This is a genomic window from Variovorax sp. Root434, from assembly GCF_001426595.1.
GTDB lineage: Bacteria > Pseudomonadota > Gammaproteobacteria > Burkholderiales > Burkholderiaceae_C > Variovorax.
The window spans coordinates 440,454-466,764 of sequence record NZ_LMEK01000025.1 but is presented as its reverse complement, the minus strand read 5'-3'; the positions used below and the strand labels follow the sequence as shown (position 1 = coordinate 466,764).

The window sequence follows — 26,311 nt, the reverse complement described above, 5'->3', positions numbered from 1 at the left end:
TTTTCTTTCCGTGCTACATTTCGGCTCCATGTCCGCTCTTCGCGCTTATTTCTTTGCCTACTTTTGGTTCCCGGTTTCCGGCGGACGAGAGGCGAGCGCGTAAAGCAAACGAATACCCTCCCAAAACCGCCGGTGGCCTCAAGCCCCCGGCGGTTTTTTTATGCCCTGACGACATTCACTCCAACAAGGAAGCACCCATGAGCACGAACACTGCCCCCGCCAGCGACAGCTGGTATGCGAGCGTCGAAAAAACCAGCAAGACCGACGACGAACGCATCAAGGACATCAACGTGCTGCCCCCTCCCGAACATCTGATCCGCTTCTTCCCGATCCGCGGCACGCCGGTCGAGACGCTGATCGAAGGCACGCGCCGCAGCATCCACAACATCATGGCCGGCAAGGACGACCGGCTGCTGGTGATCATGGGTCCCTGCTCGATCCATGACCCGGCCGCCGCGCTCGAGTACGCCCGCCGCCTCAAGGTCGAGCGCGAGAAATACGCCGGCACGCTCGAGATCGTGATGCGCGTGTACTTCGAGAAGCCGCGCACGACGGTCGGCTGGAAGGGCCTCATCAACGACCCGTACCTGGACGAGAGCTTCCGCATCGACGAAGGCCTGCGCATCGCGCGCCAGCTGCTGATCGACATCAACCGCCTGGGCCTGCCGGCGGGCAGCGAGTTTCTCGACGTGATCTCGCCGCAGTACATCGGCGACCTGATTTCCTGGGGCGCCATCGGCGCGCGCACCACGGAAAGCCAGGTGCACCGCGAACTGGCCTCGGGCCTGTCGGCACCCATCGGCTTCAAGAACGGCACCGACGGCAACATCCGCATCGCCACCGACGCCATCCAGGCGGCCGCGCGCGGCCACCACTTCCTGTCGGTGCACAAGAACGGCCAGGTCGCCATCGTGCAGACCAACGGCAACCGCGACTGCCACGTGATCCTGCGCGGCGGCAAGGCGCCGAACTACGACGCCGCCAGCGTCGAGGCCGCTTGCAAGGACCTCGAGGCCGCCAAGCTGCCGCCCACGCTGATGGTCGACTGCAGCCACGCCAACAGCTCCAAGCAGCACCAGAAGCAGATCGATGTGGCGAAGGACATCGCCGCGCAGATCGCCGGCGGCTCGAACCGCGTGTTCGGCGTGATGGTCGAAAGCCACCTGCAGCCGGGCGCCCAGAAGTTCACGCCGGGCAAGGACCAGCTGTCGGGCCTCGAGTACGGCAAGAGCATCACGGACGCCTGCATCGGCTGGGACGATTCCGTGCAGGTGCTCGACACGCTCTCGCAAGCGGTCAAGCAGCGCCGGGGTTAAAGCATTTCGGCCAGGTCGGGCCAGTGGTGCCGCATCGACGCAGCCTCGCTGCTGTCGGGCGGCACCATCGAGAAGTCGGCGAAGTCGAAACCCGGCCCGACCATGCAGGCGACCAGCGTGTAGTCGCCCGAGCTGTGGCCCTGGATCGGCCGGGCGGCCTGCCATTGGCCGGCGGGCACCACGTGCTGGGGACGCGTGCCGTGCACGTCGACCGGGCCCAGCTTCACATGGGCCGGCGCCGTGCGCATCGCGGCATCGCAGGTCCATAGTGCCAGCGGCACGCCTTCAAGATGAACCCAGACCTCGTCGGACAGCACCCGGTGCCAGCGCGAATGCTGGTTCGCTTCGAGCAGGAAGTAGATGCTGGTCAGCGCGCTGCGGGGCGCGCGGCCGTCGGCGGGCGCCACGCTGGCGGGTGATCGGAACACCTCGGCATACCAGCCGCCCTCGGGGTGGGGCTGGAGCTTCAGGGCGTCGATCAGCTCACGCGCGCGCATGGCGCTCATGATGCGTGGGTGGCGCGCAGCGCCGCAAGCAGTTTGTCGTGCACGCCGCCGAAGCCGCCGTTGCTCATGCAGACGATGTGATCGCCCGGCCGGGCTGCGGCCACGACCTGCCTCACGAGCGGCTCGATGGCCCCGGCCACCTGCGCACGCGCGCCCATCGGCGCAAGCGCTGCCGCCGCGTCCCAGTCGAGCCCCGCCGTGTGGCAGAACGACAGGTCGGCCGACTCCAGGCTCCACGGCAACTGCGCTGCCATGACGCCCAGCTTCATCGTGTTGCTGCGCGGCTCGAAGGCCGCGAGGATGCGCTCACTTTGCTTGCCGGCCGCATCGAGCTTCTGGCGCAGGCCGTCGAGCGTGGTGCGGATGGCTGTCGGATGATGGGCGAAATCGTCGTAGACCGTGATCGCCCCGCCGTCGCGCTCGACCGTGCCGCGCAGTTCCATGCGCCGGCGCACATTGCGGAAGCTGCCCAGCGCCCGGGCTGCTTCGGCCGGCGCCACGCCCACGTGCTCGGCCGCGGCGATGGCGGCCAGCGCATTCATCTGGTTGTGCAGGCCCGAGAGCTCCCATTCGACCCGGCCGACGACTTCGCCCTGCTGCAGCACGTCGAAGGCGTCGTGCGAGCCGCGCGCCTGCCATTCGCCGCCAGCGCCGAAGCGTGCGAGTTCGCTCCAGCAGCCCTGGGCCAGCACGCGCTGCAGGCTTTCTTCGGCCGCGTTCACCACCACCCGGCCGGTGCCGGGCACCGTGCGCACGAGGTGATGAAACTGGCGTTCGATGGCGGCAAGATCGTCGAAGATGTCGGCGTGATCGAACTCGAGGTTGTTCAACACGGCGGTGCGCGGCCGGTAGTGCACGAACTTGCTGCGCTTGTCGAAGAAGGCCGTGTCGTACTCGTCGGCCTCGATCACGAAGGCCGGGCCGTCCCCCAGCCGGGCCGAGACGCCGAAGTCCAGCGGCACGCCACCCACCAGGAAGCCGGGCGCCTTGCCGCCTTTTTCCAGCACCCAGGCGAGCATCGACGTGGTCGTCGTCTTGCCATGCGTGCCGGCCACGGCCAGCACATGGCGGCCCAGCAGCACGTGTTCGGCCAGCCATTGCGGGCCGCTGGTGTAGGGCTTGCCGGCGTCGAGGATGGCCTCCATCAGCGGGAACTTGGGGCTGCCGTCGGGCAGCCGTGCCCGGGATACCACGTTGCCGACCACGAACATGTCGGGTGCCAGGGAGAGCTGGTCGGCGCCGAAACCCTCGATCAGGTCGATGCCGAGGGCGCGCAACTGGTCGCTCATCGGCGGGTACACGCCGGCGTCGCAGCCCGTGACCCGGTGGCCTGCCTCGCGCGCCAGGGCGGCCACACCGCCCATGAACGTGCCGCAGATACCCAGAATATGAATGTGCATCGGTCGATTCTAGGGAAGCGGCATGCCGCGCCCGCGCCGGGGCCGCGTGTTTCTCCCGCTCTTCGTACTGATGTTCATGTGAGGGGCGCCCACTGCGGGCAAAATGCCCCGATGGACACGTCCAAGCGTGAAATTGCCGCTGCTGCAGCCCGCCTCGTTGTCGAGGAGGGGCTGGAATACGGCCCGGCCAAGCGCCGGGCTCTGCGCGACCTGGGCCTTTCGGCGCGCACCGCGCTGCCGAACAACGACGAGGTCGAGGCCGAGGTGCGCGAGTACATCGAGCTTTTCTGCGCCGACACCCAGCCGCAGGAATTGCATGTGTTGCGGCTGCTCGCGCTCGAATGGATGGAGCGGATGGCCGCGTTCCGCCCTCATGTGGGGGGTGCCGTGTGGCACGGAACGGCGACACGGTTGTCGGATATTTATATTCAGTTGTTCTGCGATGACTCCAAATCGGCTGAAATCGCCCTGATCGATCACCATGTGGACTACGAGCCGCGCATGGTGACCGGCTTCCATGGCGAGCAGGTCGAGGCCCTGAGCGTGCATGCTCCGAGCCGCGCGCTCGGCGAGGAAATCGGCGTGCACCTGCTGGTCTACGACCTCGACGACCTGCGCGGTGCCCTGAAGCCCGACGCCCAGGGGCGCACGCCGCGTGGCGACCTGCCCGCGCTGCGCCGACTGATCGAACAAGAAAAGGACAAGTGAATGACTTCTTCGCCCACCCGACGCGGCATGCTTTATGCCGGCGTGGCGGCAGCGGCTGCGGCCGCCGGGTTTGGCGGCGCCTGGTGGAAGGAGCGCAGCAGCGGCGCGGGCGGTGAGATGCTCGACGCGGCCTTCTGGGCCCAGAGTTTCGAGCGGCCGGAGGGCGGTGACATCGTGTTGTCGAGCTTGCGCGGCAAGCCGCTGCTGCTCAATTTCTGGGCGACGTGGTGCCCGCCGTGCGTCGAGGAAATGCCCATGATCGACGCCTTTTTCCGTGAACAGGGTGCCAATGGCTGGCAAGTGCTCGGATTGGCCATCGACCAACCGAGTGCCGTGCGCAAGTTCCTGCAGCGCACGCCGGTGACCTACCCGACTGGCCTGGCTGGTTTACAGGGTACGGAGCTGGTCAAGAATCTAGGCAACACGGGCGGCGGTTTGCCCTTCACGCTGGTCCTGAATGCGAACGGCTCCGTGGCCGCCCGTAAAATGGGCAAGCTCGATGCTGCCGACCTGAACACTTGGCGGCGTGAACTGGTTCACGGTTAGAATCACTTCCTTACGCTGGCGTTAGACGCCGAAAGCCGAAAATCACCGATTTTCGAACAAGTTATATCCTGAAGACCGGCTCAGCCGGCACTGGAGTCCCATGGATCTGCGCAAACTCAAGACACTGATCGATTTGGTGTCCGAATCGAATATTTCCGAACTGGAAATCACGGAAACCGAAGGCAAGGTTCGCATCGTCAAAGGTGGTGGTGCCGCCCCCGTGCAGTATGTGCAAACCCTGGCGGCGCCTCAGGCGACCGCTGCACCGGCAGTCACCGCGGGTGCTCCGGCAGCATCCCCCGTGGCCGGCGCTCCGGCCGCCGAAGCCGCACCGGCAGGCCATGCCGTGAAGTCGCCGATGGTCGGCACCTTCTACCGTTCGTCCAGCCCGGGCGCCCCGGCGTTCGTCGAGGTCGGCAGCAAGGTCACCGAGGGCGACACCGTCTGCATCATCGAAGCGATGAAGATCCTCAACGAAATCGAAGCCGACAAATCCGGCACGATCACCCAGATCCTCGGCGAAAACGGCCAGGCGGTCGAATACGGACAGCCGCTGTTCATCATCGAGTGACCATGTTCAAGAAGATTCTGGTTGCGAACCGGGGGGCTCGCGCCTCGGCGCGGACGGGCGAAGGCCGTCAAATTGCCCTGGCACGCGCAGCGTGCGGGCGATGCAGCCGCGGGGGCGCACATGTTTAAGAAGATCCTGGTTGCCAATCGCGGCGAAATCGCCCTCCGGATTCAGCGTGCCTGCAGTGAACTCGGCATCAAGGCCGTGATGGTCTATTCCGAGGCTGACCGCGAAGCGAAGTACGTCAAGCTCGCCGAAGAAGCGGTGTGCATCGGACCGGCCCCGTCGGCGCAGAGCTATCTCAACATGCCGGCGATCATTTCGGCGGCCGAAGTGACCGACGCCGAAGCCATCCACCCCGGCTATGGCTTCCTGAGCGAGAACGCGAACTTCGCCGAGCGCGTGGAGCAAAGCGGTTTCCAGTTCATCGGCCCGACGCCCGACAACATCCGCACGATGGGCGACAAGGTGTCGGCCAAGCAGGCCATGATCAAGGCCGGCGTGCCGTGCGTGCCCGGCTCCGAGGGCGAACTCTCGGACGACGCTGCTACCAACAAGCGCATCGCGCGCGCCATCGGCTACCCGGTCATCATCAAGGCGGCGGGCGGCGGCGGTGGCCGCGGCATGCGCGTGGTGCACACCGAGGCGGCACTGGTCAACGCGATCCAGATGACCAAGGCGGAAGCCGGCGCGGCCTTCAGCAACCCGGCCGTGTACATGGAGAAGTTTCTCCAGAACCCGCGCCACATCGAGATCCAGATCCTCGCGGACAAGCACAAGAACGCGGTCTACCTGGGCGAGCGCGACTGCTCCATGCAGCGCCGCCACCAGAAGGTGATCGAGGAATCGCCCGCCCCGGGCATTCCGCGCAAGCTGATCGAGAAGATCGGCGAACGCTGCGCTGCCGCCTGCAAGAAGATCAACTACCGCGGCGCCGGCACCTTCGAGTTTCTCTACGAAAACGGCGAGTTCTATTTCATCGAGATGAACACGCGCGTGCAGGTGGAGCACCCGGTGACGGAGTTCACCACGGGCATCGACATCGTCAAGACGCAGATCATGGTCGCGGCCGGCGAGAAGCTGCCGTTCACGCAGCGCCAGATCCAGATGCACGGCCATGCCATCGAGGTGCGCATCAATGCCGAGGACGCGTGGAAGTTCACGCCGTCGCCAGGCCGCATCACGATGTGGCATCCGCCGGGCGGCCCGGGCGTTCGCGTCGATTCGCACGCGTACACCAACTACTTCGTGCCGCCGAACTACGACTCGATGATCGGCAAGATCATCGTCTACGGCGACACGCGCGAGCAGGCCATGGCCCGCATGCGCACGGCGCTCAACGAGACCGTGATCGAAGGCATCCAGACCAACATTCCGCTGCACCGCGAACTGATGGTCGACTCCAAGTTCATGACCGGCGGCACCAACATCCACTACCTCGAAGAGTGGCTGGCTGCGCATAAACGCTGACTCGGAAAGCCGCGATGTTTGAACTCCGCCTGATGGCGCCGGAAGACCGGGTCGAAACGCTCGGCGACGCGCTCGACGCACTCGATGCGCTGAGCGTGTCGGTGGAAGACGCCGACGCGCAGACCGATGCCGAGCAGGCGCTGTTCGGCGAACCGGGCATGCCGCCGCCGAAAGAAGGCTGGCAGCGTTCGCGCGTGATCGCGCTATTCCCCGACGAGGCGCTCGCAAAAGAGGCTGCGTCGGTCCTGGTGCTGCAGGACTTCTTCGAAGGCTGCGAGGTGCTCGGCATCGCGCCCGTCCCCGAGCAGGACTGGGTGCGCCTCACGCAATCGCAGTTCGCGCCGGTCGAGATCACACCCGAGTTCTGGATCGTGCCGACGTGGCACGAGCCGCCCGGGCAGGCCAAACAGGTGATTCGCCTCGACCCGGGTCTGGCCTTCGGCACCGGCACGCATCCCACCACGCGCATGTGCCTGCGATGGATCGCCACGCAGGGCGCGCTCGGCAACCAGCGCGTGCTCGACTACGGCTGCGGCTCCGGCATTCTCGCGATCGGTGCGGCGAAGTTCGGTGCAGCCGACATCGACGCCGTCGACATCGATGAAGCCGCGGTCTCCTCGACCCGGCTCAATGCCGAGGCCAACGGCGTCCGGCTGAACGCCGGCCTGCCTGAAGCGGCCAAGGGCCACTACGACACCGTGCTCGCCAACATCCTGGCCACGCCGCTCAAGGTGCTCGCGCCGCTGCTGCGCAGCCATGTGAAGGCGGGTGGATCGCTGGTGCTGGCCGGCATTCTCGAGCGCCAGGCCGACGAGCTGAAGGAAGCCTACGCGCCTTACGCCGCGCTCGAAGTTAGCGACACCGAGGACGGCTGGATCCTCATGACCGCGCGCTGCTGAGTCGCCGCATCGCGCCCCTCTCGCGGCGAGGGCGCAACCCTACAATCGCCCGGTCATGAGTCTCGTCACGCGCTGCCCTGCCTGCACCACCACCTTCAAGGTGGTGCGCGACCAGCTTCGCATTTCGGACGGCTGGGTGCGCTGTGGCCGGTGCAGCCATGTGTTCGACGCCACGCTCGATCTGCACGAGGCACCGGATGGCGCTCCGGCAAATGCGTCGCCGCCGGCGCCGGGTAGCGGCTACATGCCGGGGCTGGTCGAGTCTTCCCCGAAGTCCGAGGCGGCGCCCCCTCCGGAACGCCGGCAGCCGGCGGAAGATGCGGATTTCGTCGGCGACGAGCCCGAGCCACAACCTCTGCACACGCCGCCACCGGGAGTTCCGGCATCCGCACCGTCACCCGCGGCTGTGCCGCCAGCGCCGGCGTTCTCGCTGTCATTGCCCGAACATGGCATCGACGAACCGTGGTCCGACCTCGACGCCAGCGAACCCGCGTGGAAGCCGCCGCCGAGCACGCTGCCGCCGTTTCCGAACATCGACCTGAACCTCGCTTCGCCGCCCCCTGCGCCGTCACCTCCGGCGCCACCGCTGCCCGTCGCCTCGCGCATCAAGAAGCGCGCGCTGATCGAGCATGCGAGCATCGACGACGATGGGGAGGGGGAGCGCGAGCAGCAAGAGAAGGACCACGACCAGGTGCAGATGCAGAAGGCGCTGCGCCGGGCCCGCATCAAGTCGGCGAAGATCGCGAGCGCCAAGGCCCGCGAGGAGCGTGCTGCCGCGAAGGCGCCGGCCGTGGTGGTGCAATCCGAGAGCGAAAGCGAGCCTGCCCCTGTGTTCTCCTCGGACTTCGAGCTGCCGGTGGGCCATCCCCTCGCAGACGAGGACGAGCTCGCCGAGAAGGCGCCCGGTTTCTGGCAGCGCAAGGGCGTGCGCATCGTGCTGATCTTGCTGGCGGTGCTCGCCGTGCTGCTGCTCGTCGTTCAGGTCATTCGCCATGAGCGCGACGGCATCGCGGCGCGCCAGCCGAACCTGCGGCCTGCCCTTGCGGCGCTGTGCCAGCACACCGGCTGCGAACTCGCTGCCCTGCGCCAGATCGGCGACATCGTCATCGAAGGCGCGGCCTTCGCGCGCGAGAAGAGCGGCGGCAACGACTACCGACTGAGCTTCACCCTGCGCAATGGCGCGACCGTGCCGCTCGCCATGCCGGCCGTGGAGCTCTCGCTGCTCGACACGCAGGAGCGCGCCGTGGTGCGTCGCGTGCTGATGCCGGCGGACTATGGCGCGCCGGCGGTACTGCCGGCCCGCGCCGACCGCGCGGCATCGCTGCCCCTGGTCTTGTCCGCATCGGAGGCCGCGGCGCTGCCGCCCATCGCGGGCTATCGCGTCGAAGCTTTCTATCCCTGAGCGGGGCGCCTGCCTGCACGCGTCCTTTTCTTCCCCAATTCTTTTACCAACGGTGCACCCATGGCAGCAGTGATTTGCGGTTCCCTCGCATTCGACACCATCATGACTTTCGAGGGCCGGTTCGCCGACCAGATCCTTCCGGACCAGCTGCACATTCTCAATGTGTCGTTCCTGGTGCCGACCCTGCGCCGTGACTTCGGCGGCTGCGCGGGCAACATCGCCTACAGCCTCAATGCATTGGGCGGCTCCGCGCTGCCCATGGCCACGCTCGGCAGCGACGGCGTGTCGTACCTCGAGCGCATGCGCTCGCTGGGCATAGATACCGAGTTCGTGCGCCAGCTCGACGACACCTTCACCGCGCAGGCGATGATCATGAGCGACGTCGACAACAACCAGATCACCGCCTTCCACCCCGGCGCGATGCAGCAAGCGCACATCACGAAAGTGGCGGCGCGCGACGACATCAAGCTCGGCATCATCGCGCCTGATGGTCGTGACGCGATGCTGCAGCACGCGGAGCAGTTCGCCGCCGCGGATGTCCCGTTCGTGTTCGATCCGGGCCAGGGCCTGCCGATGTTCGACGGCGAGGCGCTGCGCCATTTCGTCGACCTTGCGAGCTGGGTGGTGGTGAACGACTACGAAGGCAAGATGCTGTCGCAGCGCACCGGCTGGAGCCTGGCCGAAATCTCGAAGCGCGTGCGCGGCCTGGTGGTCACGCTGGCGGCCGAAGGCTGCGAGATCTGGACCGACGGCGAACGCGAGCACGTGCCGGGCGTGGTGGCCACCGAAGTGGTCGAGCCCACGGGCTGCGGCGACGCCTGGCGCGGCGCGCTGCTGTTCGGTCTGGAAAAGGGTTGGCCGCTGGCGCAATGCGCCGCACTTGGCAACAAGGTCGGCGCGCTCAAGATCGCGCAGCGCGGCCCGCAGAACTACGAGATCGACCGAAAGGCCCTGGGCCTCTGATCTTCCTTCTTCCCGAAGTACCAACAAAAAAGCCCGGCACCGCAAGGTACCGGGCTTTGCGCCTTCAAGGCCGCTGAGAAGCTCAGGGCTTGCTGGCCGTGGGGAACGGCCAGGCTGCCTGGGGATTCAGCGTCGTTTGCGCTGCAGGGGCAGGCGCTACGGCTGCGGCCTTGGCGGGCGCAGCGGCCTTGGGAGCCTTCGCAGCAGGCTTCTTGGCAGCAGGCTTTTTCGCGGCTTTCTTGGCCGCGGCCTTTTTCGCAGGCGCCTTCTTGGCAGCAGCCTTCTTCGCAGGGGCCTTCTTGGCGGCTGCCTTCTTGGCAGGAGCCTTCTTCGCCGCCGCCTTCTTGGCAGGAGCCTTCTTCGCTGCGGCCTTCTTCGCCGGAGCCTTCTTGGCAGCGGCCTTCTTGGCCGGTGCTGCCTTCTTCGCGGCTACCTTCTTGGCAGGCGCCTTCTTGGCGGCTACCTTCTTCGCTGCGACCTTCTTGGCCGGAGCCTTCTTCGCAGCTACCTTCTTGGCGGGAGCCTTCTTGGCTGCGACCTTCTTTGCCGGAGCCTTCTTTGCAGCGGCTTTCTTAGCCGGCGCTTTCTTTGCAGTTGCCATTTCTATTTCTCCTTGATCAAGTTGAAAAAATCAACCTATTGAAGCACTCCACGCACGTTGGGTGGCGTGAAGCGATTCATGGCGTTGGAATCTGAGCCCAGCACCATGAACACCTGAGCCCTCGTCCATGCCGCGCTCTTCGGCGCGATCGGTGGCAAGGGCAATTCTTGAATTCATTAATTATTGTCGGAAAGATTCAATCCCAGGAGAGCGCGCCACCCGACTGGTACTCGATCACGCGGGTTTCGAAAAAGTTGCGCTCTTTCTTCAGGTCAATCATTTCGCTCATCCAGGGGAAGGGATTTTCTTCGTTCGGGAAGAGCGTTTCGAGGCCGATCTGCTGCGCACGCCGATTGGCGATGTACCGCAGGTAGCCCTTGAACATGGAGGCATTCATGCCGAGCACGCCGCGAGGCATGGTGTCTTCGGCGTATTTGTATTCGAGCTCGACGGCGCGCATGAAGAGCGCCTTGATCTCGGCCTTGAACTCTGCCGTCCACAGGCCGGGGTTCTCGAGCTTGAGCTGGTTGATCAGGTCGATGCCGAAGTTGCAGTGCATCGACTCGTCGCGCAGGATGTACTGGTACTGCTCGGCGGCGCCGGTCATCTTGTTCTGGCGGCCCAGCGCAAGGATCTGCGTGAAGCCGACGTAGAAGAACAGGCCTTCCATCAGGCAGGCGAACACGATGAGCGACTTGAGCAGCGTCTGGTCGGTCTCGTGCGTGCCGGTCTTGAAGAGCGGGTCGCTGATGGCTTCGATGAACGGGATCAGGAACTGGTCCTTCTCGCGGATCGACGGCACTTCGTTGTAGGCGTTGAAGATCTCGCTCTCGTCCAGGCCGAGCGACTCGACGATGTACTGGTACGCGTGCGTGTGGATCGCTTCCTCGAAGGCCTGGCGCAGCAGGAACTGGCGGCATTCGGGGGCCGTGATGTGGCGGTAGGTGCCCAGCACGATGTTGTTGGCGGCCAGCGAGTCGGCGGTCACGAAGAAGCCGAGGTTGCGCTTGACGATGCGGCGCTCGTCTTCGGTCAGGCCGTTCGGGTCTTTCCAGAGCGCGATGTCGCGCGTCATGTTCACTTCCTGCGGCATCCAGTGGTTGGCGCAGGTGGCGAGGTACTTTTCCCAGGCCCACTTGTACTTGAACGGCACCAGCTGGTTGACGTCGGTCTGGCCGTTGATGATGCGCTTGTCGGAAGCCTTGACGCGCTGGGCGACGGGTGCCGCGGCACGCATCGTGTGTTGCTGCGCAAGCTGTGCAGTTTGCGCGAGCGACGAAGTCGGAGCATCCACCACACGGCCTGCGGGCGAACCGCTGGTCGATGCGTTGTGGTGCTGCAATCCTTGCTGCATATCCTTTGGTAAGGAGGGCTTGACTTCTTCGTCCCAGGTCAACATAGAAAAATCCAATGCTCAATTATCGGAGCAACGCGTGAGAGTTGCAAAGTGCTCGTTCACACCGTGCTCCATTTATGTGGTCGTTATGTTGCTCGCATGCGTCGCGCGGTGTCGGTCAATGCCTCGATTGATCGAACGCCGCGCGATTTTTTTCTTCGCACGCGCCTCGCTGATTCAGCGCAGCGTCACTGGCACGCTTCGCAGGTCGGATCGTCGACACCGCAGAACGCGATGTCGGTGGCGGGCATCGCGCTCATCTGTGCCTTTGCTGCGGCAGCGGCGGCTTCGAGTGCGCTCATGCCCGAGGGTGCGTCGTTGCCCGACGACACCGCATTGAGACGGCCCGATTGCACCGTCGATTTTTCGGCGTGCGTCGCGCTCTGCGTGCGCAGGTAGTACGTGGTCTTCAGGCCGCGCAGCCATGCGAGCTTGTAGGTGTCGTCGAGCTTCTTGCCCGATGCGCCGGCCATGTAGATGTTCAGCGACTGCGCCTGGTCGATCCACTTCTGGCGGCGCGCGGCAGCTTCCACCAGCCACGTGGTTTCGACTTCGAACGCGGTGGCGTAGAGCGCCTTCACGTCCTGCGGCACGCGGTCGATGGGGCGCAGCGAACCGTCGAAGTGCTTCAGGTCCATGACCATCACGTCGTCCCACAGGCCCAGGCGCTTCAGGTCGCGCACCAGGTAGTGGTTGATCACGGTGAACTCGCCCGACAGGTTCGACTTGACCGACAGGTTGCCGAAGCAGGGCTCGATCGAAGCGTCCACGCCGATGATGTTCGAGATGGTCGCGGTCGGGGCGATGGCCACGCAGTTCGAATTGCGCATGCCGTCGGCCTTGATCTTCTGGCGCAGCGTGTCCCAGTCGAGGGTGGCTGAGCGGTCGACCTCGACGTAGCCGCCGCGGGCCTTCTCGAGCAGGTCGAGCGAGTCGATCGGCAGGATGCCCTTGTCCCACAGCGAGCCCTTGTAGCTCGAGTACTTGCCGCGTTCGCGGGCCAGCTCGGTCGAGGCCCAGTAGGCGTGGTAGCAGATGGCTTCCATCGACTCGTCGGCGAACTGCACGGCTTCCTGCGAGGCGTAGGGAATGCGCAGTTCGTACAGCGCGTCCTGGAAGCCCATCAGGCCCAGGCCGACCGGACGGTGGCGCAGGTTGGAGTCGCGCGCCTTCTTCACGGCGTAGTAGTTGATGTCGATCACGTTGTCGAGCATGCGCATCGCGGTCGAGATGGTGCGCTTGAGCTTTTCCTGGTCGACCTTGCCGTCCTTCAGGTGCTGCAGCAGGTTCACCGAACCCAGGTTGCAGACGGCGGTTTCGGTGTCGCTGGTGTTCAGCGTGATCTCGGTGCAGAGGTTCGACGAGTGCACCACGCCGGCGTGCTGCTGCGGTGAGCGCACGTTGCAGGCGTCCTTGAACGTGATCCAGGGGTGGCCGGTCTCGAACAGCATCGTGAGCATCTTGCGCCACAGGTCGGTCGCCTGGATGGTGCGAGCGGGCTTGATGTCGCCGCGGGCAGCCTTCTCTTCGTAGGCCACGTAGGCCTTCTCGAAGTCGGCGCCGAACAGGTCGTGCAGGTCGGGCACGTTGGAGGGCGAGAACAGCGTCCAGGTGCCCTTTTCCATCACGCGGCGCATGAAGAGGTCGGGGATCCAGTTGGCCGTGTTCATGTCGTGCGTACGGCGGCGGTCGTCGCCGGTGTTCTTGCGCAGTTCCAGGAACTCCTCGATGTCGAGGTGCCAGGTTTCCAGGTACGTGCAGACCGCGCCCTTGCGCTTGCCGCCCTGGTTCACGGCCACGGCCGTGTCGTTCACCACCTTCAGGAATGGCACCACGCCCTGCGATTCGCCGTTCGTGCCCTTGATGTGGCTGCCCAGCGCGCGCACGCGGGTCCAGTCGTTGCCCAGGCCGCCGGCGAACTTCGACAACAGCGCGTTTTCCTTGATCGACTCGTAGATGCCGTCCAGGTCGTCGGGCACGGTGGTCAGGTAGCAGCTCGACAGCTGCGAGCGCAGCGTGCCGGCGTTGAACAGGGTGGGCGTGCTCGACATGAAGTCGAACGACGACAGCACTTCATAGAACTCGATGGCGCGCGCTTCGCGGTCGATTTCGTTCAGCGACAGGCCCATGGCCACGCGCATGAAGAAGGCCTGCGGCAGCTCGATGCGGGTCTTGCGCACGTGCAGGAAGTAGCGGTCGTACAGCGTCTGCAGGCCGAGGTAGTCGAACTGGTTGTCGCGCTCAGCCTTCAGGGCGGCGCCCAGGCGGGGCAGGTCGTACTGCAGCAGCTTCTCGTCGAGCAGGTCGTTGTCCACGCCCTTCTTGATGAACTGCGGGAAGTAGTCGGCGTAGGCGGTGGCGCGCTCGACCGGCATCACTTCGCGGCCGATGATCTCCTTGAAGATCGTGTGCAGCAGCAGGCGCGCGGTGGCGAAGGTGTAGTCGGGGTCCTTCTCGATCAGCGTGCGGGCCGCGAGGATGGACGCCTTGTAGACCTCGTCGAGCGGCACGCCGTCGTACAGGTTGCGCATCGTCTCGGCGACGATCGGCGCGGCCGTGATGCTGTCGCCCAGGCCTTCGCAGGCGGACTCGATCAGGCCCTTGAGTTCGTTCAGGTCGAGCGCGACCAGCTCGCCGTTGTCCAGCACGTGCAGCGCGGGAGCGGCCGGCACGTCCTGTTCGCCCTGCTTCGAACGCTCTTGCGAGCGGCGCTCGCGGTACAGCACGTAGGCGCGGGCGATTTCATGGTGGCCGCCGCGCATCAGGCCGAGCTCGACCTGGTCCTGCACGTCCTCGATGTGGAAGGTGCCGCCGCCCGGACGCGAACGCACCAGCGCGCGGATCACACCCTGCGTGAGCACGTCGACCGTTTCGCGCACGCTGGCGGAAGCCGCGCCCTGGGTGCCGTGCACAGCCAGGAAGGCCTTCATCATCGCGATCGCGATCTTGTTCGGCTCGAAGGGAACGACGGCGCCGTTGCGTCGGATGATCTGGTAGTGGGCGAGGTTCTGGCCGCTGGGGGAGCCAGCAGTGTCTCGCTGCTGTTGCAGTGACGTCGAGGGAACGGCACGCGGGGTCGATTGGGGGTTCAGAGCTGTTTGCATTCGCTTCCTCTCGGTTGGCAATTCTTGTTGGATGGCGACGCCTGGTCCGGGCGCCGCGCCGGTGTGGATGACCGGACGGAGGACACTATATCTAGGGTGCCGGGGGTCTACAAGCCACTACAGGTAGTGTTTTGCGGCAATTTTTGGTAGTAGGGGTAACTATCTAGGCATCGACACGGCCGTCGATGCCGCGTGAACACTGGACTATGGTCGCGCAACCCGCATGGAGCTTGGCTTGCAAGACGATTTGGGCCTGCAGGGCGCATGGTTGCTGCATCGCGCGTTCACAACTTTCGTATTGCTGCGCTGCACGAGTGGCGCATCGCGAGACGCCGGGCGATTGAAAAAATTAGCGCTGCGTCACCTGCGGCGGAAACATCTGTGGATTCCAGCCGAGCTGTTCGCGCAGCCGACGCCACTCGAAGCCGGCGCCAGGGTCCTGCTTGCGGCCCGGCGCGATGTGCTCGTGGCCGGCGATGTGCGCGATCGGATAGTGCTGCGCGACCGCTGCGCACAGGCTCGCGAGCGTCTCGTATTGCAGCTCGTCGAACGGTTGGCCCTCGAGTCCTTCGAGCTCGATGCCGACGGAGTCGTCGTTGCAGTTGCCGCGGCCGCGCCACGACGATGCGCCGGCGTGCCAGGCACGGTCGTCGCAACTCACGAACTGCCAGAGTTCGCCGTTGCGGCGCACGTAGAAATGCGAGGACACCTCGAGCCCGCGGATCGACTGGAAGTAGGGGTGCGCGTCCCAGTCGAGCTGGTTGGTGAAGAGCCGCTGCACCGCATCGCCGCCGTATTCGCCGGGCGGCAGGCTGATCGAGTGCAGCACGATGAGGTCGGTCTGCGCGTCAGTCGGCCGGGGTCCGAAGTTGGGCGAGCGCAGCGCCTTCGCGAAGCGGTACCAGCCGGCTTGCCAGAGCCCGTCGTCGCCGTTGTTGGGTGCGCCGGGCGTGGGTGCTTCAGTCGTCGGCATGGCTGCTCGCGCCATCGTCGCCGTTGGGCGTGGTGATGCCCAGCCGCGCGATGCGGTAGCGGATCTGGCGCAGGCTCATGCCGAGCCGTGCGGCGGCCGCGGTGCGATTGAAGCCGCTCTCGTGCAGCGCGCGCACGAGGATCTCGCGCTCCTGCTGGTCGAGGTAGGCCTGCAGGTCGGAGGGCAGCGGCGGCGGTGCGGCCTTGGGTGGCGCGACCGGTGCGATCGGCAGCGGAGCCAGCGCGACAGCAGATGCATCGGCGGCGGGCGACGGCGGCGCCGGTGCGGATGCCGCGGCTTCGACGGAGGCAGTGAAGCCGCCCATCAGGTCGAGGTGCAGTTCGTCGCCGTCGTTCAGCGCCACCGCGCGGTGCAGCAGGTTCTCGAGCTCGCGCACGTTGCCGTTGAGCGGATGCTGCGCGAGGCGGCGCAGCAGTTCGTCCGAGAGGTGCGGCACCGGCAACCCGCCGTCCTGCGCGATGCGCGACAACAGCGCGGCGCACAGCGCGGGCAGGTCCTCGCGGCGCTCGCGCAATGCGGGTACCGCGATCTCGATCACGTTGAGGCGGTAGAAAAGGTCTTGCCGGAAACGGCCGGCCTGCACTTCGGCATGCAGGTCTTTATGGGTGGCGCTCACGATGCGCACGTCGACGGCATCTTCCTGCGTCGAGCCGATCGAGCGCACGCTGCGCTCCTGGATCGCGCGCAGCAGCTTCGACTGCATGGCCAGCGGCAGGTCGCCGATCTCGTCGAGAAACAGCGTGCCGCCGCGCGCGGCCTGGAAGTAGCCGTCGCGGTCCTGCGACGAGCCGGTGTACGAGCCCTTCTTGGCACCGAAGAACTCGGCTTCGAGCAGGTTCTCGGGAATCGCGCCGCAGTTCACCGCGACGAACGGCCCCTCGCTGCGCTGGCTGCAGGCGTGCACCGCGCGCGCCACCAGTTCCTTGCCGGTGCCCGATTCGCCGCGCACCAGCACCGGCGCCATGCCGCGCGCCACCTTGGCGATGCGCGACTTGACGAGGCGCATGGGTTCCGAATCGCCCACGAGGCGGTCGAGTGCGGCGATGCCGGTGCTGGAGGTGGCCACCACGGCGTCGCTGATGACGTTGTTGTTGACGGCGGGCGCAGCCTGCGCCAACTTGGCCGTCGGCTGCGGCGCGTGCCGCGCCTGCACCGCGGAGGCCACCACGGCGCGGAACTGTTTCAGGTCGACCGGCTTCGTGAGGTAGTCGAAGGCGCCGGCCTTCAATGCTTCCACCGCGTTCTCGGCGGAGCCATAAGCCGTCATCACCACGCAGCGCTCGCTGCGCTGGTCTTTCTGGATGCGGTGGATGATTTCCATGCCCTGTCCGTCGGGCAGCCGCATGTCGGTGATCACCGCGTCGAAGCGGCCGGCCTCCAGGTGCTCCCACGCTTCCGACACGCTGCCGGCGGCCTCGACGCGATAGCCCTCGCGCAGCAGCGTCAGTTCGTACAGCGTGCGCAGGTCGGGTTCGTCGTCGATGACGAGGATCTGCGCCGGCCGCTGGGTGGAAGGGGTGGAGTTGCTCACGGGCGTTATTGTGTCAGCCGGTTTTCGCTGGCGGCAAAGCTGACGAAGAATTCGTTGCCCTCGGGTCCGCCCGGCACCAGCGCGCGCCGCTCGTAGCCGATGGTGGCGCCGTGCCGCCGGCACAGTTCGCGGCACAGGAACAGGCCCAGCCCGCTGGAGCGGCTCTCGGACGAGAAAAAGGGCTCGAACAGGTGCCGCTGCACCGCCGGCTCCAGCGGCGCGCCGTCGCTCCACACCATCAGGCTCGGGCGGCTGCTGCCACTGCGCTGCTGAGCGGTCAGCACCTGGATCGAGCCTTCGCTCTTGCCGGCGTAGCGCGAGGCGTTGTCCAGCAGGTTCACGATCAGCCGGCGCAGGTGCTCGGCGTCGAAGCGCACCTCGCTGCTGGGCGCGTCGAGCGACACCAGCACGCCCTTGCGCTGGGTCTGGCGCACCCATTCCTCGGCCAGCACCTGCACCGCGGGGTCGAGCACGACCTGCTCGCCGAGCGACAGCACGCGCTGCTGGCGCGCGCGCGAGACGTCGAGCACGTCGTCCACGATGCGCGCGAGCCGCTGCGCGTTGTGCTGCACCATGCTCGTGAGTTTGCGGTGCGCGGGATCGGTCAGGTCTTCGTTGAGCAACGCGCTGGCCTGCGTGATGGCGGCCAGCGGATTGCGGATTTCATGCGCCACGGCGGCCGACATGCGGCCCATCGCGGCCAGCTTCTCGGTGCGGATGCGGGCCTCGAGCTCGCGCAGGTCCTGCAGGAACATCACGCACAGGCTGTCGAGGCGCTGCTCGCTGGTGGGCGTGAGCCGCGTGCGCACGCGTACTTCGCGCGCCGCACCGCGCGCCTGCGCGACGGGAATTTCTTCCGTCTGCGGCGCCCGGCGCGCGAAGGTCTGGCGCGCCAGCGCGGCCAGCGCATGCCAGGCGGGCTGGGCATGCAGCGGGAACGGCAGCGTCAGCTTCGCCAGGCCCTGGCCGAGGATCGCGTCGGCCGCCGGGTTGGCCGCATGCACCAGGCCTTCGGCGTCGATCACCAGCACGCCTTCGCTCAGGGTCTCGATCACCAGGTCGTTGACCTGCGCCTGCATCTGCGCGCTGCTGCGGCTGCGCTGCGCCACGGCTTCCTCGCGCGCCAGACGACGGGCCATTTCGTGCGCGAGCAGCGCCACCACGAACAGGCCGGTGCCGGTGAGCGCCGCCTGAACGAAGCGCGCCGACGAATCGACCGGCTGCTGCAGCCAGTGCCAGCCCGCGTCGGCCAGCAGCAGCAGCGTGACGGTGGCGGTGGTGCCCAGACTCACGATCATGGTGCCGAGCACCGCGCTCATGAGCACCGGCAGTGCGAACAGCGGGGTGTAGTTGACGCTGCCGCCCTGCAGCACCTGCAAGGCGGTGAAGGCGGCCAGGTCGATGCCGATGGTCAGCAGCCAGAGCGCGGCGAAGCCGCGGATCGGCGGCTGGACGCGCCTGTAGCGCATGCCCAGCCAGGTCGCGACGAGGTACAGGGCCGAGATGGCGATGGCCACCGGCTGCATCGTCTGCCCGATGGCAAGGGCCACGCCCTGCAGCAGCACCAGCACCAGAGCGACGAAGCAGCGCGCGCCCATGAAGCCGCGCCAGAGCCGGATCAGCGCCGTGCTCTCGTCCGGGTGCTGGTCGAGCACGTCCCAGTCGGTGACCGGCTCGCCGCGCGACCAGAGCGGGGAACTCATCGCGCGGCGGCCGCTTCGCGGTGCGCAACGCTGCAATAGACCGCGCCGCCGGGGCCGGAGATGGCGTCGGTCGCGGGCAGGTGCAGCCCGCAATGAGCGCAGCGCACCATGGCCTGCGGCGGCCCGGGCGGAGTGGGGGCGCGTTGCTGTGCCTTGGCCGCGCGCTCGCGCATGGCGTCGCGCATTTCTTCGCGCCGGTTCTTGCGCCAGAGCCAGATCGCGACCCAGAGCACCGCGAGAACGAGGAGGTATTTCATACGGGAGGCCGGGCCAGCACCACTTCGAGCACGAAGCGGGAGCCCACGTAGGCCAGCAGCAAAAGGGCGGAGCCGGCATACAGCACGCGCCGCGCCGTACGCCCGCGCCAGCCGAAGCGGGCCCGGCCGGTCAACAGGATCGCGAAGGTGAGCCAGGCGAGCACCGAGAAGGTGGTCTTGTGGTCCCACTTCCAGACACGGCCCGCGGCGCCGTACAACTGTTCGCTGAACAGCAGGCCGGCCAGCAGCGTGGCCGACAGCAGCACGAAACCGGCGGTGACGAAACGGAAGGTGAGCCGCTCGAGCGTGAGCAGCGGCACGCCGCCCTGCGGTTCGGCGGTGGCGAGACGGATCTGCTTTTCGGCGCGGGTGATCAGCCAGGCGTGCACGACCGCGGCACCGAACAGGCCGTACGAGGCGATGCCCAGCGCCAGGTGCAATGGCAGCCACGGCGAGGCCGTGACGTGCAGCGGCGTGCCCGGGAACAGGACGGCCAGCAGCACGGCGGCCGCACCCAGCCAGGCGAGCGCGCGCCGTACCTTCAGTTGCGGATACATGCGGCTTTCGACCGCATAGACAGTGAGCACCAGCCACGCAGTGACCGACAGCGCGGGCGCGAAACCGAAGCGTGGTTCGCTGCCGATGAGGCCGTGGACCAGCACCGCGGCATGCAGCAGCCATGCGATTCCGAGCGCCCACTGGGTCGATTGGCGGCTGAGTCTGGTACCGGCAGCGGCGACAAAACCATAGGCAACCGCGGTGGCGATGCCCAGCGCCACGCCGAGCGGGGAGGGGATCGCTAAAATCATCGGCCGGAGTTTAGCGTCTCGCTCTTGCGTTCCCGGCGCCCGGCTTCAAGTTCTTTCCCGTCTCCCAGGCTTCTCATCCGGCCCGCGCCATAGCGGGCAGCAAGGCATCCCCCTCATGGCCACCGCCCTCACAGAAAAGTTCTCCCGCCTCGTCAAGACGATGAGCGGCCAGGCCCGCATCACAGAAAGCAACGTGCAGGACATGCTGCGCGAAGTACGCATGGCGCTGCTGGAAGCCGACGTGGCGCTGCCCGTGGTGCGCGACTTCGTGGCGCGGGTGAAGGACAAGGCGCTCGGCCAGGAAGTGCTGGGTTCGCTCAAGCCGGGCCAGGCGCTGGTCGGCATCGTCAACCGCGAACTCGCCGCCACCATGGGCGAGGGCGTGTCCGACATCAACCTCGCGGCCCAGCCGCCGGCCGTGATCCTCATGGCCGGCCTGCAGGGCGCCGGCAAGACCACCACCACCGCCAAGCTGGCCAAGCACCTGATCGAGAAGCGCAAGAAGAAGGTGCTCACGGTGTCGGGCGACGTGTACCGACCCGCCGCCATCGAACAGCTCAAGACCGTCACCAAGCAGGCCGGCGCCGAATGGTTCCCGAGCACGCCCGACCAGAAGCCGCTCGACATCGCGCGTGCCGCGCTCGACCACGCCAAGCGCCACTATTTCGACGTGCTGCTGGTCGACACCGCCGGCCGCCTCGCGATCGACGAAGCGCTGATGACCGAGATCAAGCAGCTGCACGCGGCGGTCGACCCGGTCGAGACCCTGTTCGTGGTCGATGCCATGCAGGGCCAGGACGCGATCAACACCGCCAAGGCCTTCAAGGAAGCGCTGCCGCTCACCGGCATCATCCTGACCAAGACCGACGGCGATTCGCGCGGCGGTGCGGCGCTGTCGGTGCGGCAGGTCACGGGCGTGCCGATCAAGTTCGCCGGCACCAGCGAGAAGATCGACGGCCTCGAGGTATTCGATGCCGAGCGCCATGCAGGCCGCATCCTGGGCATGGGCGACATCGTCGCGCTGGTCGAGCAGGTCACGGCCGGCGTCGACGTGGCGGCGGCGCAGAAGCTCGCGGCCAAGGTCAAGAGCGGCGCGGGCTTCGACCTGAACGACTTCCTGGGCCAGCTGCAGCAGATGAAGCAGATGGGCGGGCTCTCCAGCCTGATGGACAAGCTTCCTACGCAAATGGCCGCCAAGGCGACCGAGGCCGACATGACGCGCGCCGAGCGCGACATCCGCCGCAAGGAAGGGATCATCCAGAGCATGACTCCGCTGGAGCGCCGCAAGCCCGAACTGCTGAAGGCCACGCGCAAACGCCGTATCGCAGCTGGCGCCGGCGTGCAGGTTCAGGAGGTGAACCGCCTGCTCAACGAGTTCGAGCAGATGCAGGGGATGATGAAGAAGATGAAGGGTGGCGGCCTCATGAAGATGATGAAGAAGATGGGCGGCATGAAGGGCATGGGCGGGATGGGCGGCCCTGGTGGCCCGAAGCTGCCGTTCTGAGCGAACGCCACACGCACATATATATAAGAAGGCCCGCCGGTTCGCACCGGCGGGCCTTCTGTCTTCAGGGCTGCGCTTCGTAGACCTGCTGCGCCTCGGCGGCTTCGTGCACGCCATGAAAAAAGCCGACCCTGAGGCCGGCTTCGGGGCGCTGTGTCTTCAGCGCATCAGGCGGTTGCCAATGCAGCAGGCCGCGCGAGGCGAACCGCATGCATCCACGCACGGCGCAGAACGGCCGGCGAGCGCGATTCCTCGGGAATCAGCAGGAAGCCGCGGTCGCGCAGCGTGGTGCCCAGTGCGATCTGGCTGGTCAGCACGGTCAGCGGGATCGCCAGCAGCAGCGGCAGGCCGACGGGCATGAGCCAGATCAGCGCGCTCGGGTCGATCATCGCGACGCCGACGGCCAGCATGGCGATCACCAGCGTCATGGGGGCCAGCTGCGAGGCAGCGACCTTCCACGGCACGGCGGCGGCTTCGCGCGGGGGCGACTTCCAGTCGAGCTTGATGCCGGTGAGGGCGACCAGCACGAACAGCGAGTGGGCCAGCATGCGGACCGGGGCCTGCACGATGGCCAGGCCGCTTTCCATCAAGGAGCTCTTGACCAGGCCCCACACACCGCCGTACTGGCGTTGCTCGCCGCGCATCAGCACGGCAGCGATGCCCAGCACGCGCGGCAGGAACAGCAGGCACAGGGTCCAGACCCACAGGCCGGCCAGTTCGGCGGGCAGCACGCTCCAGCTCGACACGAGGCTCGAGCCGCTGAGCCACAGGGCGGTGCCCAGCGTCAGGAAGGCCAGCCACAGCGGGGCGGAGACATAGGCCATGGTGCCGGTCACGAACATCGCGCGGTGCACCGGGTGGATGCCGGGCTCGGCCATCAGGCGGGCGTTCTGCAGGTTGCCCTGGCACCAGCGGCGGTCGCGCTGCAGCTCGGCCAGCAGGTCCGGCGGTTGCTGCTCGTAGCTGCCGACGAGGTCGGACACGAGCCACACGTTGTAGCCGGCACGGCGCATCAGCGCGGCTTCGACGAAGTCGTGCGACATGATGCCGCCCGACATGCCGCCGGTGCCCTTGATCGGGGCCAGCGCGCAGTGCTTCATGAAGGGTTCGACGCGGATGATCGCGTTGTGGCCCCAGTAGTGCGATTCGCCCAGTTGCCAGAACTGCATGCCCAGCGTGAACAGGCGGCCCGTCACGCGGGAAGCGAATTGCTGTGCGCGGGCATGCAGCGTGACGTGGCCGATGGCCTGCGTCGCGGTCTGGATGATGCCGGCGGTGGGGTTGGCTTCCATCAGCTTGACCATCGAGGTCAGGCAGTCGCCGCTCATCACCGAGTCGGCGTCGAGCACGACCATGTAGCGGTAGTCCTTGCCCCAGCGGCGGCAGAAGTCGGCCACGTTGCCGGCCTTGCGGTGCGTGCGGCGGGTGCGCAGGCGGTAGTACACCTCGACCTGCGGCTGGTTGGGGCTCTCGGCCAGCGCGGCGCGAAGGTCTTCCCACGCGGCGCGCTCGGCGGCGGCGGTCTCGGGGTTGTAGCTATCGGACAGCACGAACACGTCGAACTGCTTCGCGTGGCCGGTGGAGGCGACCGATTCGCAGGTGGCGCGCAGGCCGGCGAACACCGTGGCAACGTCTTCGTTGCAGATCGGCATGATGATCGCGGTGCGTGCCTCGGGGTTCATCGGGTGGTTGACGACCTGCTTGGCCGAAAGCGCGTGCTTGTCACCGCGCACCGAGACGTAGAAGCCCATGAGCGCGGTCACGAAGCCGGTCACGACCCAGCCCGAGAGCAGGCCGTACAGGCCGATCTGGCCGTATTCGAGCCAGACGTTGTTGTAGTCGGGTTGCACGCCGGCGAACAGCGTCGAGGCGATCACGGTGCTCAGTACGGTGAGCAGCATGAACGCGTTGCGGCGCTGGGCTGCGGCACGCTGCCACGGTTGGCGGGCTTCGGCCGGGCCGGCGCTTTGACGCTTGCCGCCGGCACCGAGCTTGACCAGCAGGGCAGTGCCGATGCTGTTCCAGAAACCGCGCCAGGGTCGGGGCGTCATCGAACCGCGGTTGACCGGCGGGGCGGTGACCGAGTTGGGATGGCGTTCTTCGCGGACCGCGCTGCGGTGCGAAAAATCGGTGTCGGCCAGCACGTTCAGTTGGGAGAAGTCGTTCGGCTTCATGTGATTTACCAACGTTGCTTGTCGAGGGAAGGGGTGTCGCCAATGGCAGGAAAGCGCTTGATCACGCAATCCGGCTCGGCGCCGCCAGCGCTTGCGAGCGCGGCGAGCGAATGGCCCGCGGCACGGGGCCGCGAGGAGGAAAACTGCTTTTGACGCAGGCCGTCGCGCTGCTGGCGCAGTGCGAAAGATGGGCTGGTTAGTGCTGTCATGCCAGTACAGGGGCAAACCCTGTGCCAGGCTGGAAAAACGCTTTCAGATCAACGGCTTAGGCCGATCCGGAGGTGTTTTTCGCGGGAGGAGGCTGCCGGAAGGCCTCCAAACCCCTCATTTTGTCGCCGAATCCCGACAAGCCTCCTGGGCTGGTCGGGATAGGTCATATAAATCAATGACTTAGGGGCGTCGCTACTCGGCGACAGGATCCCCGCCAGGAGCGACAGCGTCGGCCTTGAAGTGGCCCGGCGTGAGTTCGTGCTTCTGCAGAAGCCGATAGAACTCCGTGCGGTTGCGATCGGCCAGGCGGGCCGCATCGGCCACGTTGCCGTCGGTCAGTTTCAGCAGGCCGACGAGGTAGTCGCGCTCGAAACGCTGCTTGGCTTCGGCATAGGTCTGCACTTCGACCGTCGGCACGCGCAGCGCGCGCTGCACCAGCGCCAACGGAATCAGCGGCGAACTCGACAGCGCGCAGACCTGCTCGACCACATTGAACAGCTGGCGCACGTTGCCCGGCCAGGCGGCCGTGGTCAGCGCCTTCAGCGCCTCGGGCGCGAAGCCCGACAGCCGCTTGCCGTACTTGGTCGACAGGCGCTGCAGGAAGTGGTTGGCCAGCAGCGGAATGTCTTCGCGCCGCGCCGACAGCGGCGGCAGCGTGAGCGTCACCACGTTCAGGCGGTAATACAGGTCTTCGCGGAACTGGCCGGCCTCCATCGCGGCGTCGAGGTCGCGATGGGTCGCCGAGACGATGCGCACATCGACCTGGATCGACTGGCTCGCCCCCAGCGGCCGCACCGCGCGCTCCTGCAGCACGCGCAGCAGCTTGACCTGCAGCGCGGGCGGCATGTCCCCGATTTCGTCGAGCAGCAGCGTGCCGCCGTCGGCCTGCTGGAACAGGCCCTTGTGGTTGGCATGGGCGTCGGTGAAGGCGCCCTTCATGTGGCCGAACAGCTCCGACTCGAGCAGCGCCTCGGGAATGGCGCCGCAGTTGACCGCCACGAAGGGCTTGTCGGCGCGCGCGCTGGCCTTGTGGATGGCACGCGCGAGCATTTCCTTGCCGGCGCCCGAGTCGCCGCGCAGCAGCACGGAAGCGTCCGACTTGGCGACCATGCGCGCCTCGGCCAGCAGCTCGGCCATGCGGTTGCTGCGGCTCACGATCTCGGAGCGCCAGCTGTCGTCGCCGGCCTTGCTCGGCGTGGTCGCGGGCGCGCCGAGCGCCAGCGCCTGCGCGATCTTGTCGAGCAGTTCGCGGCCGTCATAGGGCTTGGTGAGGTAGGTGAACACGCCGCGCGCCGTGGCCTCGACCGCGTCGGGGATGGTGCCGTGCGCGGTGAGCAAGATCACCGGCAGCGAGGGATGGCGCTTGCGGATCTCGTCGAACAGCTGGAGGCCGTCGCGCCCGGGCAGGCGCACGTCGCTCAGCACGAGCTGCGGGTGTTCGATCTCGAGCTGCGTGAGCGCAGTCTCGGCCGAGGTGACGGCCGTGACCTGGTAGCCCGCCGAGCTCAGCCGCATCGAGAGCAGCCGCAGCATGTCCGGGTCGTCGTCGACCACGAGGAGGCGGGCGCCGGTAGTGCTCATGGGGTGGGTTTGCTTCCGTTGGGTGCCGCCGGTGCTGCAGGCGCCGTGTTGGGCCGCGCAAAGCTGCGCTCGATGGCGCGCAGCGCTTCGATGCGGTCGTTCAGCTGGTCGATGCGGCGCTGGCTGTCGCGCAGCTGCTGCACCTGCTTGTCGCGGTCGTCCTCGACGCGGCGTTGCTCCACGTAGCGCGCGGCCAGGGCGCGTGCCAGCGGGTGCAGGGCCTGGGCCTCGGGTGCGGGGTTGGCGATCACGCGCTGCAGCAGGCCCAGGGCACGCGCCAGGTCGGCCGGCACGCGGGTCTGCGAGAGCAGCAGCGCCAGCTGCATCTGCGTGGTGGGCGAATCGCCCGGGTCGCCGATGCGCGAGATTTCCGTGCTCAGGTCGGCGCCGTTCAGCGGGCGCACCTTGTCGGCGTACGACAGCATGGCCGCCTGCGGCCCCTGTGGCCCCTGCGTTATCAACGCGAAGAGCGAGGAGGCCGGCTGCGTGGCCGGCGCCTTCGGCTCCGCCTCCACCGGCAGCACGCGCGGCACGACCGGAGGCGGCGGCAGCGCCTCGGCCTCCGCGGGCGGCTTGGGCTGCGTGGCGCAGGCGGCCAGCAGCAGGACGAAAGGCACGGTGATCGCCCCGGCGAAGGTGGAACTGCGGACGAACAAGAAAGACATG

The 26,311-nt window shown here is 66.9% G+C and carries 23 protein-coding genes; 9 read left to right on the top strand and 14 right to left on the bottom strand.

The genetic code is table 11. The features are described from left to right. Nucleotides 1-197 precede the first annotated feature (197 nt). Nucleotides 198-1,316 (top strand): 3-deoxy-7-phosphoheptulonate synthase, encoded by a 1,119-nt coding sequence (locus ASD05_RS22930; RefSeq protein ID WP_056597427.1) that lies wholly within the window; start codon nucleotides 198-200, stop codon nucleotides 1,314-1,316. Here the strand turns inward: ASD05_RS22930 and ASD05_RS22925 are convergent. Together ASD05_RS22925 and mpl are read right to left on the bottom strand one after the other, a co-directional pair. Continuing rightward, a complete protein-coding gene (locus ASD05_RS22925; protein WP_056508953.1) occupies nucleotides 1,313-1,822 on the bottom strand; it encodes a cupin domain-containing protein in 510 nt (169 codons plus the stop codon). The two genes, ASD05_RS22930 and ASD05_RS22925, sit on opposite strands and share 4 nt — an antisense overlap. Continuing rightward, on the bottom strand, nucleotides 1,819-3,222 hold the full coding sequence (gene mpl / locus ASD05_RS22920) for a UDP-N-acetylmuramate:L-alanyl-gamma-D-glutamyl-meso-diaminopimelate ligase (protein WP_056597425.1): 1,404 nt from the start codon (nucleotides 3,220-3,222) through the stop codon (nucleotides 1,819-1,821). Before mpl ends, ASD05_RS22925 begins: the two co-directional genes overlap by 4 nt. Nucleotides 3,223-3,333: 111 nt before the next feature. Between mpl and ASD05_RS22915 the strand changes: the two genes are divergently transcribed. The 7 genes from ASD05_RS22915 to ASD05_RS22885 all read left to right on the top strand — a co-directional run bounded on the left by ASD05_RS22915 (nucleotide 3,334) and on the right by ASD05_RS22885 (nucleotide 9,781). After that, entirely contained in the window at nucleotides 3,334-3,930 is a 597-nt protein-coding gene (locus tag ASD05_RS22915; protein WP_056597423.1) for a hypothetical protein, read from the top strand. Beyond that, on the top strand, nucleotides 3,931-4,476 hold the full coding sequence (locus ASD05_RS22910; RefSeq protein ID WP_056597421.1) for a TlpA family protein disulfide reductase: 546 nt from the start codon (nucleotides 3,931-3,933) through the stop codon (nucleotides 4,474-4,476). A 100-nt stretch (nucleotides 4,477-4,576) separates the two neighbouring features. Further along, on the top strand, nucleotides 4,577-5,047 hold the full coding sequence (gene accB, locus ASD05_RS22905; RefSeq protein ID WP_056597419.1) for an acetyl-CoA carboxylase biotin carboxyl carrier protein: 471 nt from the start codon (nucleotides 4,577-4,579) through the stop codon (nucleotides 5,045-5,047). A gap of 120 nt (nucleotides 5,048-5,167) precedes the next feature. Further along, nucleotides 5,168-6,517, top strand: a complete 1,350-nt coding sequence (gene accC / locus ASD05_RS22900) for an acetyl-CoA carboxylase biotin carboxylase subunit (RefSeq protein ID WP_007831429.1) — start codon at nucleotides 5,168-5,170, stop codon at nucleotides 6,515-6,517. A gap of 14 nt (nucleotides 6,518-6,531) precedes the next feature. After that, entirely contained in the window at nucleotides 6,532-7,416 is an 885-nt protein-coding gene (gene prmA / locus ASD05_RS22895; RefSeq protein WP_056597416.1) for a 50S ribosomal protein L11 methyltransferase, read from the top strand. 55 nt (nucleotides 7,417-7,471) lie between these two features. After that, a complete protein-coding gene (locus ASD05_RS22890; protein WP_056597413.1) occupies nucleotides 7,472-8,818 on the top strand; it encodes a zinc-ribbon and DUF3426 domain-containing protein in 1,347 nt (448 codons plus the stop codon). 60 nt (nucleotides 8,819-8,878) lie between these two features. Beyond that, a complete protein-coding gene (locus ASD05_RS22885; protein ID WP_056597411.1) occupies nucleotides 8,879-9,781 on the top strand; it encodes a carbohydrate kinase family protein in 903 nt (300 codons plus the stop codon). A gap of 82 nt (nucleotides 9,782-9,863) precedes the next feature. Here the strand turns inward: ASD05_RS22885 and ASD05_RS22880 are convergent, their stop codons facing one another. The 8 genes from ASD05_RS22880 to ASD05_RS22845 all read right to left on the bottom strand — a co-directional run bounded on the left by ASD05_RS22880 (nucleotide 9,864) and on the right by ASD05_RS22845 (nucleotide 20,176). Beyond that, nucleotides 9,864-10,382 (bottom strand): histone H1-like DNA-binding protein, encoded by a 519-nt coding sequence (locus tag ASD05_RS22880; protein ID WP_056597410.1) that lies wholly within the window; start codon nucleotides 10,380-10,382, stop codon nucleotides 9,864-9,866. A gap of 196 nt (nucleotides 10,383-10,578) precedes the next feature. Beyond that, complete coding sequence (locus tag ASD05_RS22875) at nucleotides 10,579-11,781, bottom strand: ribonucleotide-diphosphate reductase subunit beta (RefSeq protein ID WP_056597408.1); 1,203 nt, start codon at nucleotides 11,779-11,781, stop codon at nucleotides 10,579-10,581. Between the two features lie 185 nt (nucleotides 11,782-11,966). After that, the gene (locus ASD05_RS22870; protein WP_056597406.1) at nucleotides 11,967-14,882 is read right to left on the bottom strand and encodes a ribonucleoside-diphosphate reductase subunit alpha; all 2,916 of its coding nucleotides are present in this window, start codon (nucleotides 14,880-14,882) and stop codon (nucleotides 11,967-11,969) included. A 349-nt stretch (nucleotides 14,883-15,231) separates the two neighbouring features. After that, entirely contained in the window at nucleotides 15,232-15,855 is a 624-nt protein-coding gene (gene ampD, locus ASD05_RS22865) for a 1,6-anhydro-N-acetylmuramyl-L-alanine amidase AmpD (protein WP_056597404.1), read from the bottom strand. Beyond that, a complete protein-coding gene (locus ASD05_RS22860; RefSeq protein WP_056597402.1) occupies nucleotides 15,842-17,407 on the bottom strand; it encodes a sigma-54-dependent transcriptional regulator in 1,566 nt (521 codons plus the stop codon). The genes ampD and ASD05_RS22860 overlap by 14 nt, the downstream gene beginning before the upstream one ends. Nucleotides 17,408-17,412: 5 nt before the next feature. Next, complete coding sequence (locus ASD05_RS22855) at nucleotides 17,413-19,110, bottom strand: two-component system sensor histidine kinase NtrB (RefSeq protein WP_056597400.1); 1,698 nt, start codon at nucleotides 19,108-19,110, stop codon at nucleotides 17,413-17,415. Beyond that, nucleotides 19,107-19,367 carry a PP0621 family protein gene (locus tag ASD05_RS22850; RefSeq protein ID WP_056597398.1) on the bottom strand — a complete coding sequence of 87 codons (261 nt, stop codon included), beginning with the start codon at nucleotides 19,365-19,367 and terminating at the stop codon, nucleotides 19,107-19,109. Before ASD05_RS22850 ends, ASD05_RS22855 begins: the two co-directional genes overlap by 4 nt. After that, nucleotides 19,364-20,176: an inner membrane protein YpjD gene (locus ASD05_RS22845; RefSeq protein WP_056597396.1), complete on the bottom strand. Its 813-nt coding sequence runs from the start codon at nucleotides 20,174-20,176 to the stop codon at nucleotides 19,364-19,366. The genes ASD05_RS22850 and ASD05_RS22845 overlap by 4 nt, the downstream gene beginning before the upstream one ends. A gap of 115 nt (nucleotides 20,177-20,291) precedes the next feature. Here ASD05_RS22845 and ffh point away from each other — a divergent pair, with 115 nt between their 5' ends. After that, nucleotides 20,292-21,680 (top strand): signal recognition particle protein, encoded by a 1,389-nt coding sequence (ffh, locus tag ASD05_RS22840; RefSeq protein WP_056597394.1) that lies wholly within the window; start codon nucleotides 20,292-20,294, stop codon nucleotides 21,678-21,680. Nucleotides 21,681-21,847: 167 nt separating this feature from the next. On the opposite strand, the gene mdoH is transcribed toward ffh, so the two are convergent. From mdoH to ASD05_RS22825, 4 genes are all read right to left on the bottom strand, one after another. Continuing rightward, a complete protein-coding gene (gene mdoH / locus ASD05_RS22835) occupies nucleotides 21,848-23,854 on the bottom strand; it encodes a glucans biosynthesis glucosyltransferase MdoH (protein WP_056597392.1) in 2,007 nt (668 codons plus the stop codon). Nucleotides 23,855-23,859: 5 nt separating this feature from the next. Next, nucleotides 23,860-24,063, bottom strand: coding sequence for a hypothetical protein (locus tag ASD05_RS29690; RefSeq protein ID WP_056509013.1), 204 nt, complete (start codon nucleotides 24,061-24,063; stop codon nucleotides 23,860-23,862). Nucleotides 24,064-24,256: 193 nt separating this feature from the next. Then, entirely contained in the window at nucleotides 24,257-25,645 is a 1,389-nt protein-coding gene (locus ASD05_RS22830) for a sigma 54-interacting transcriptional regulator (protein WP_007831448.1), read from the bottom strand. Continuing rightward, complete coding sequence (locus ASD05_RS22825; RefSeq protein ID WP_056597390.1) at nucleotides 25,642-26,310, bottom strand: hypothetical protein; 669 nt, start codon at nucleotides 26,308-26,310, stop codon at nucleotides 25,642-25,644. The genes ASD05_RS22830 and ASD05_RS22825 overlap by 4 nt, the downstream gene beginning before the upstream one ends. Between the last annotated feature and the right edge of the window lies 1 nt (nucleotide 26,311).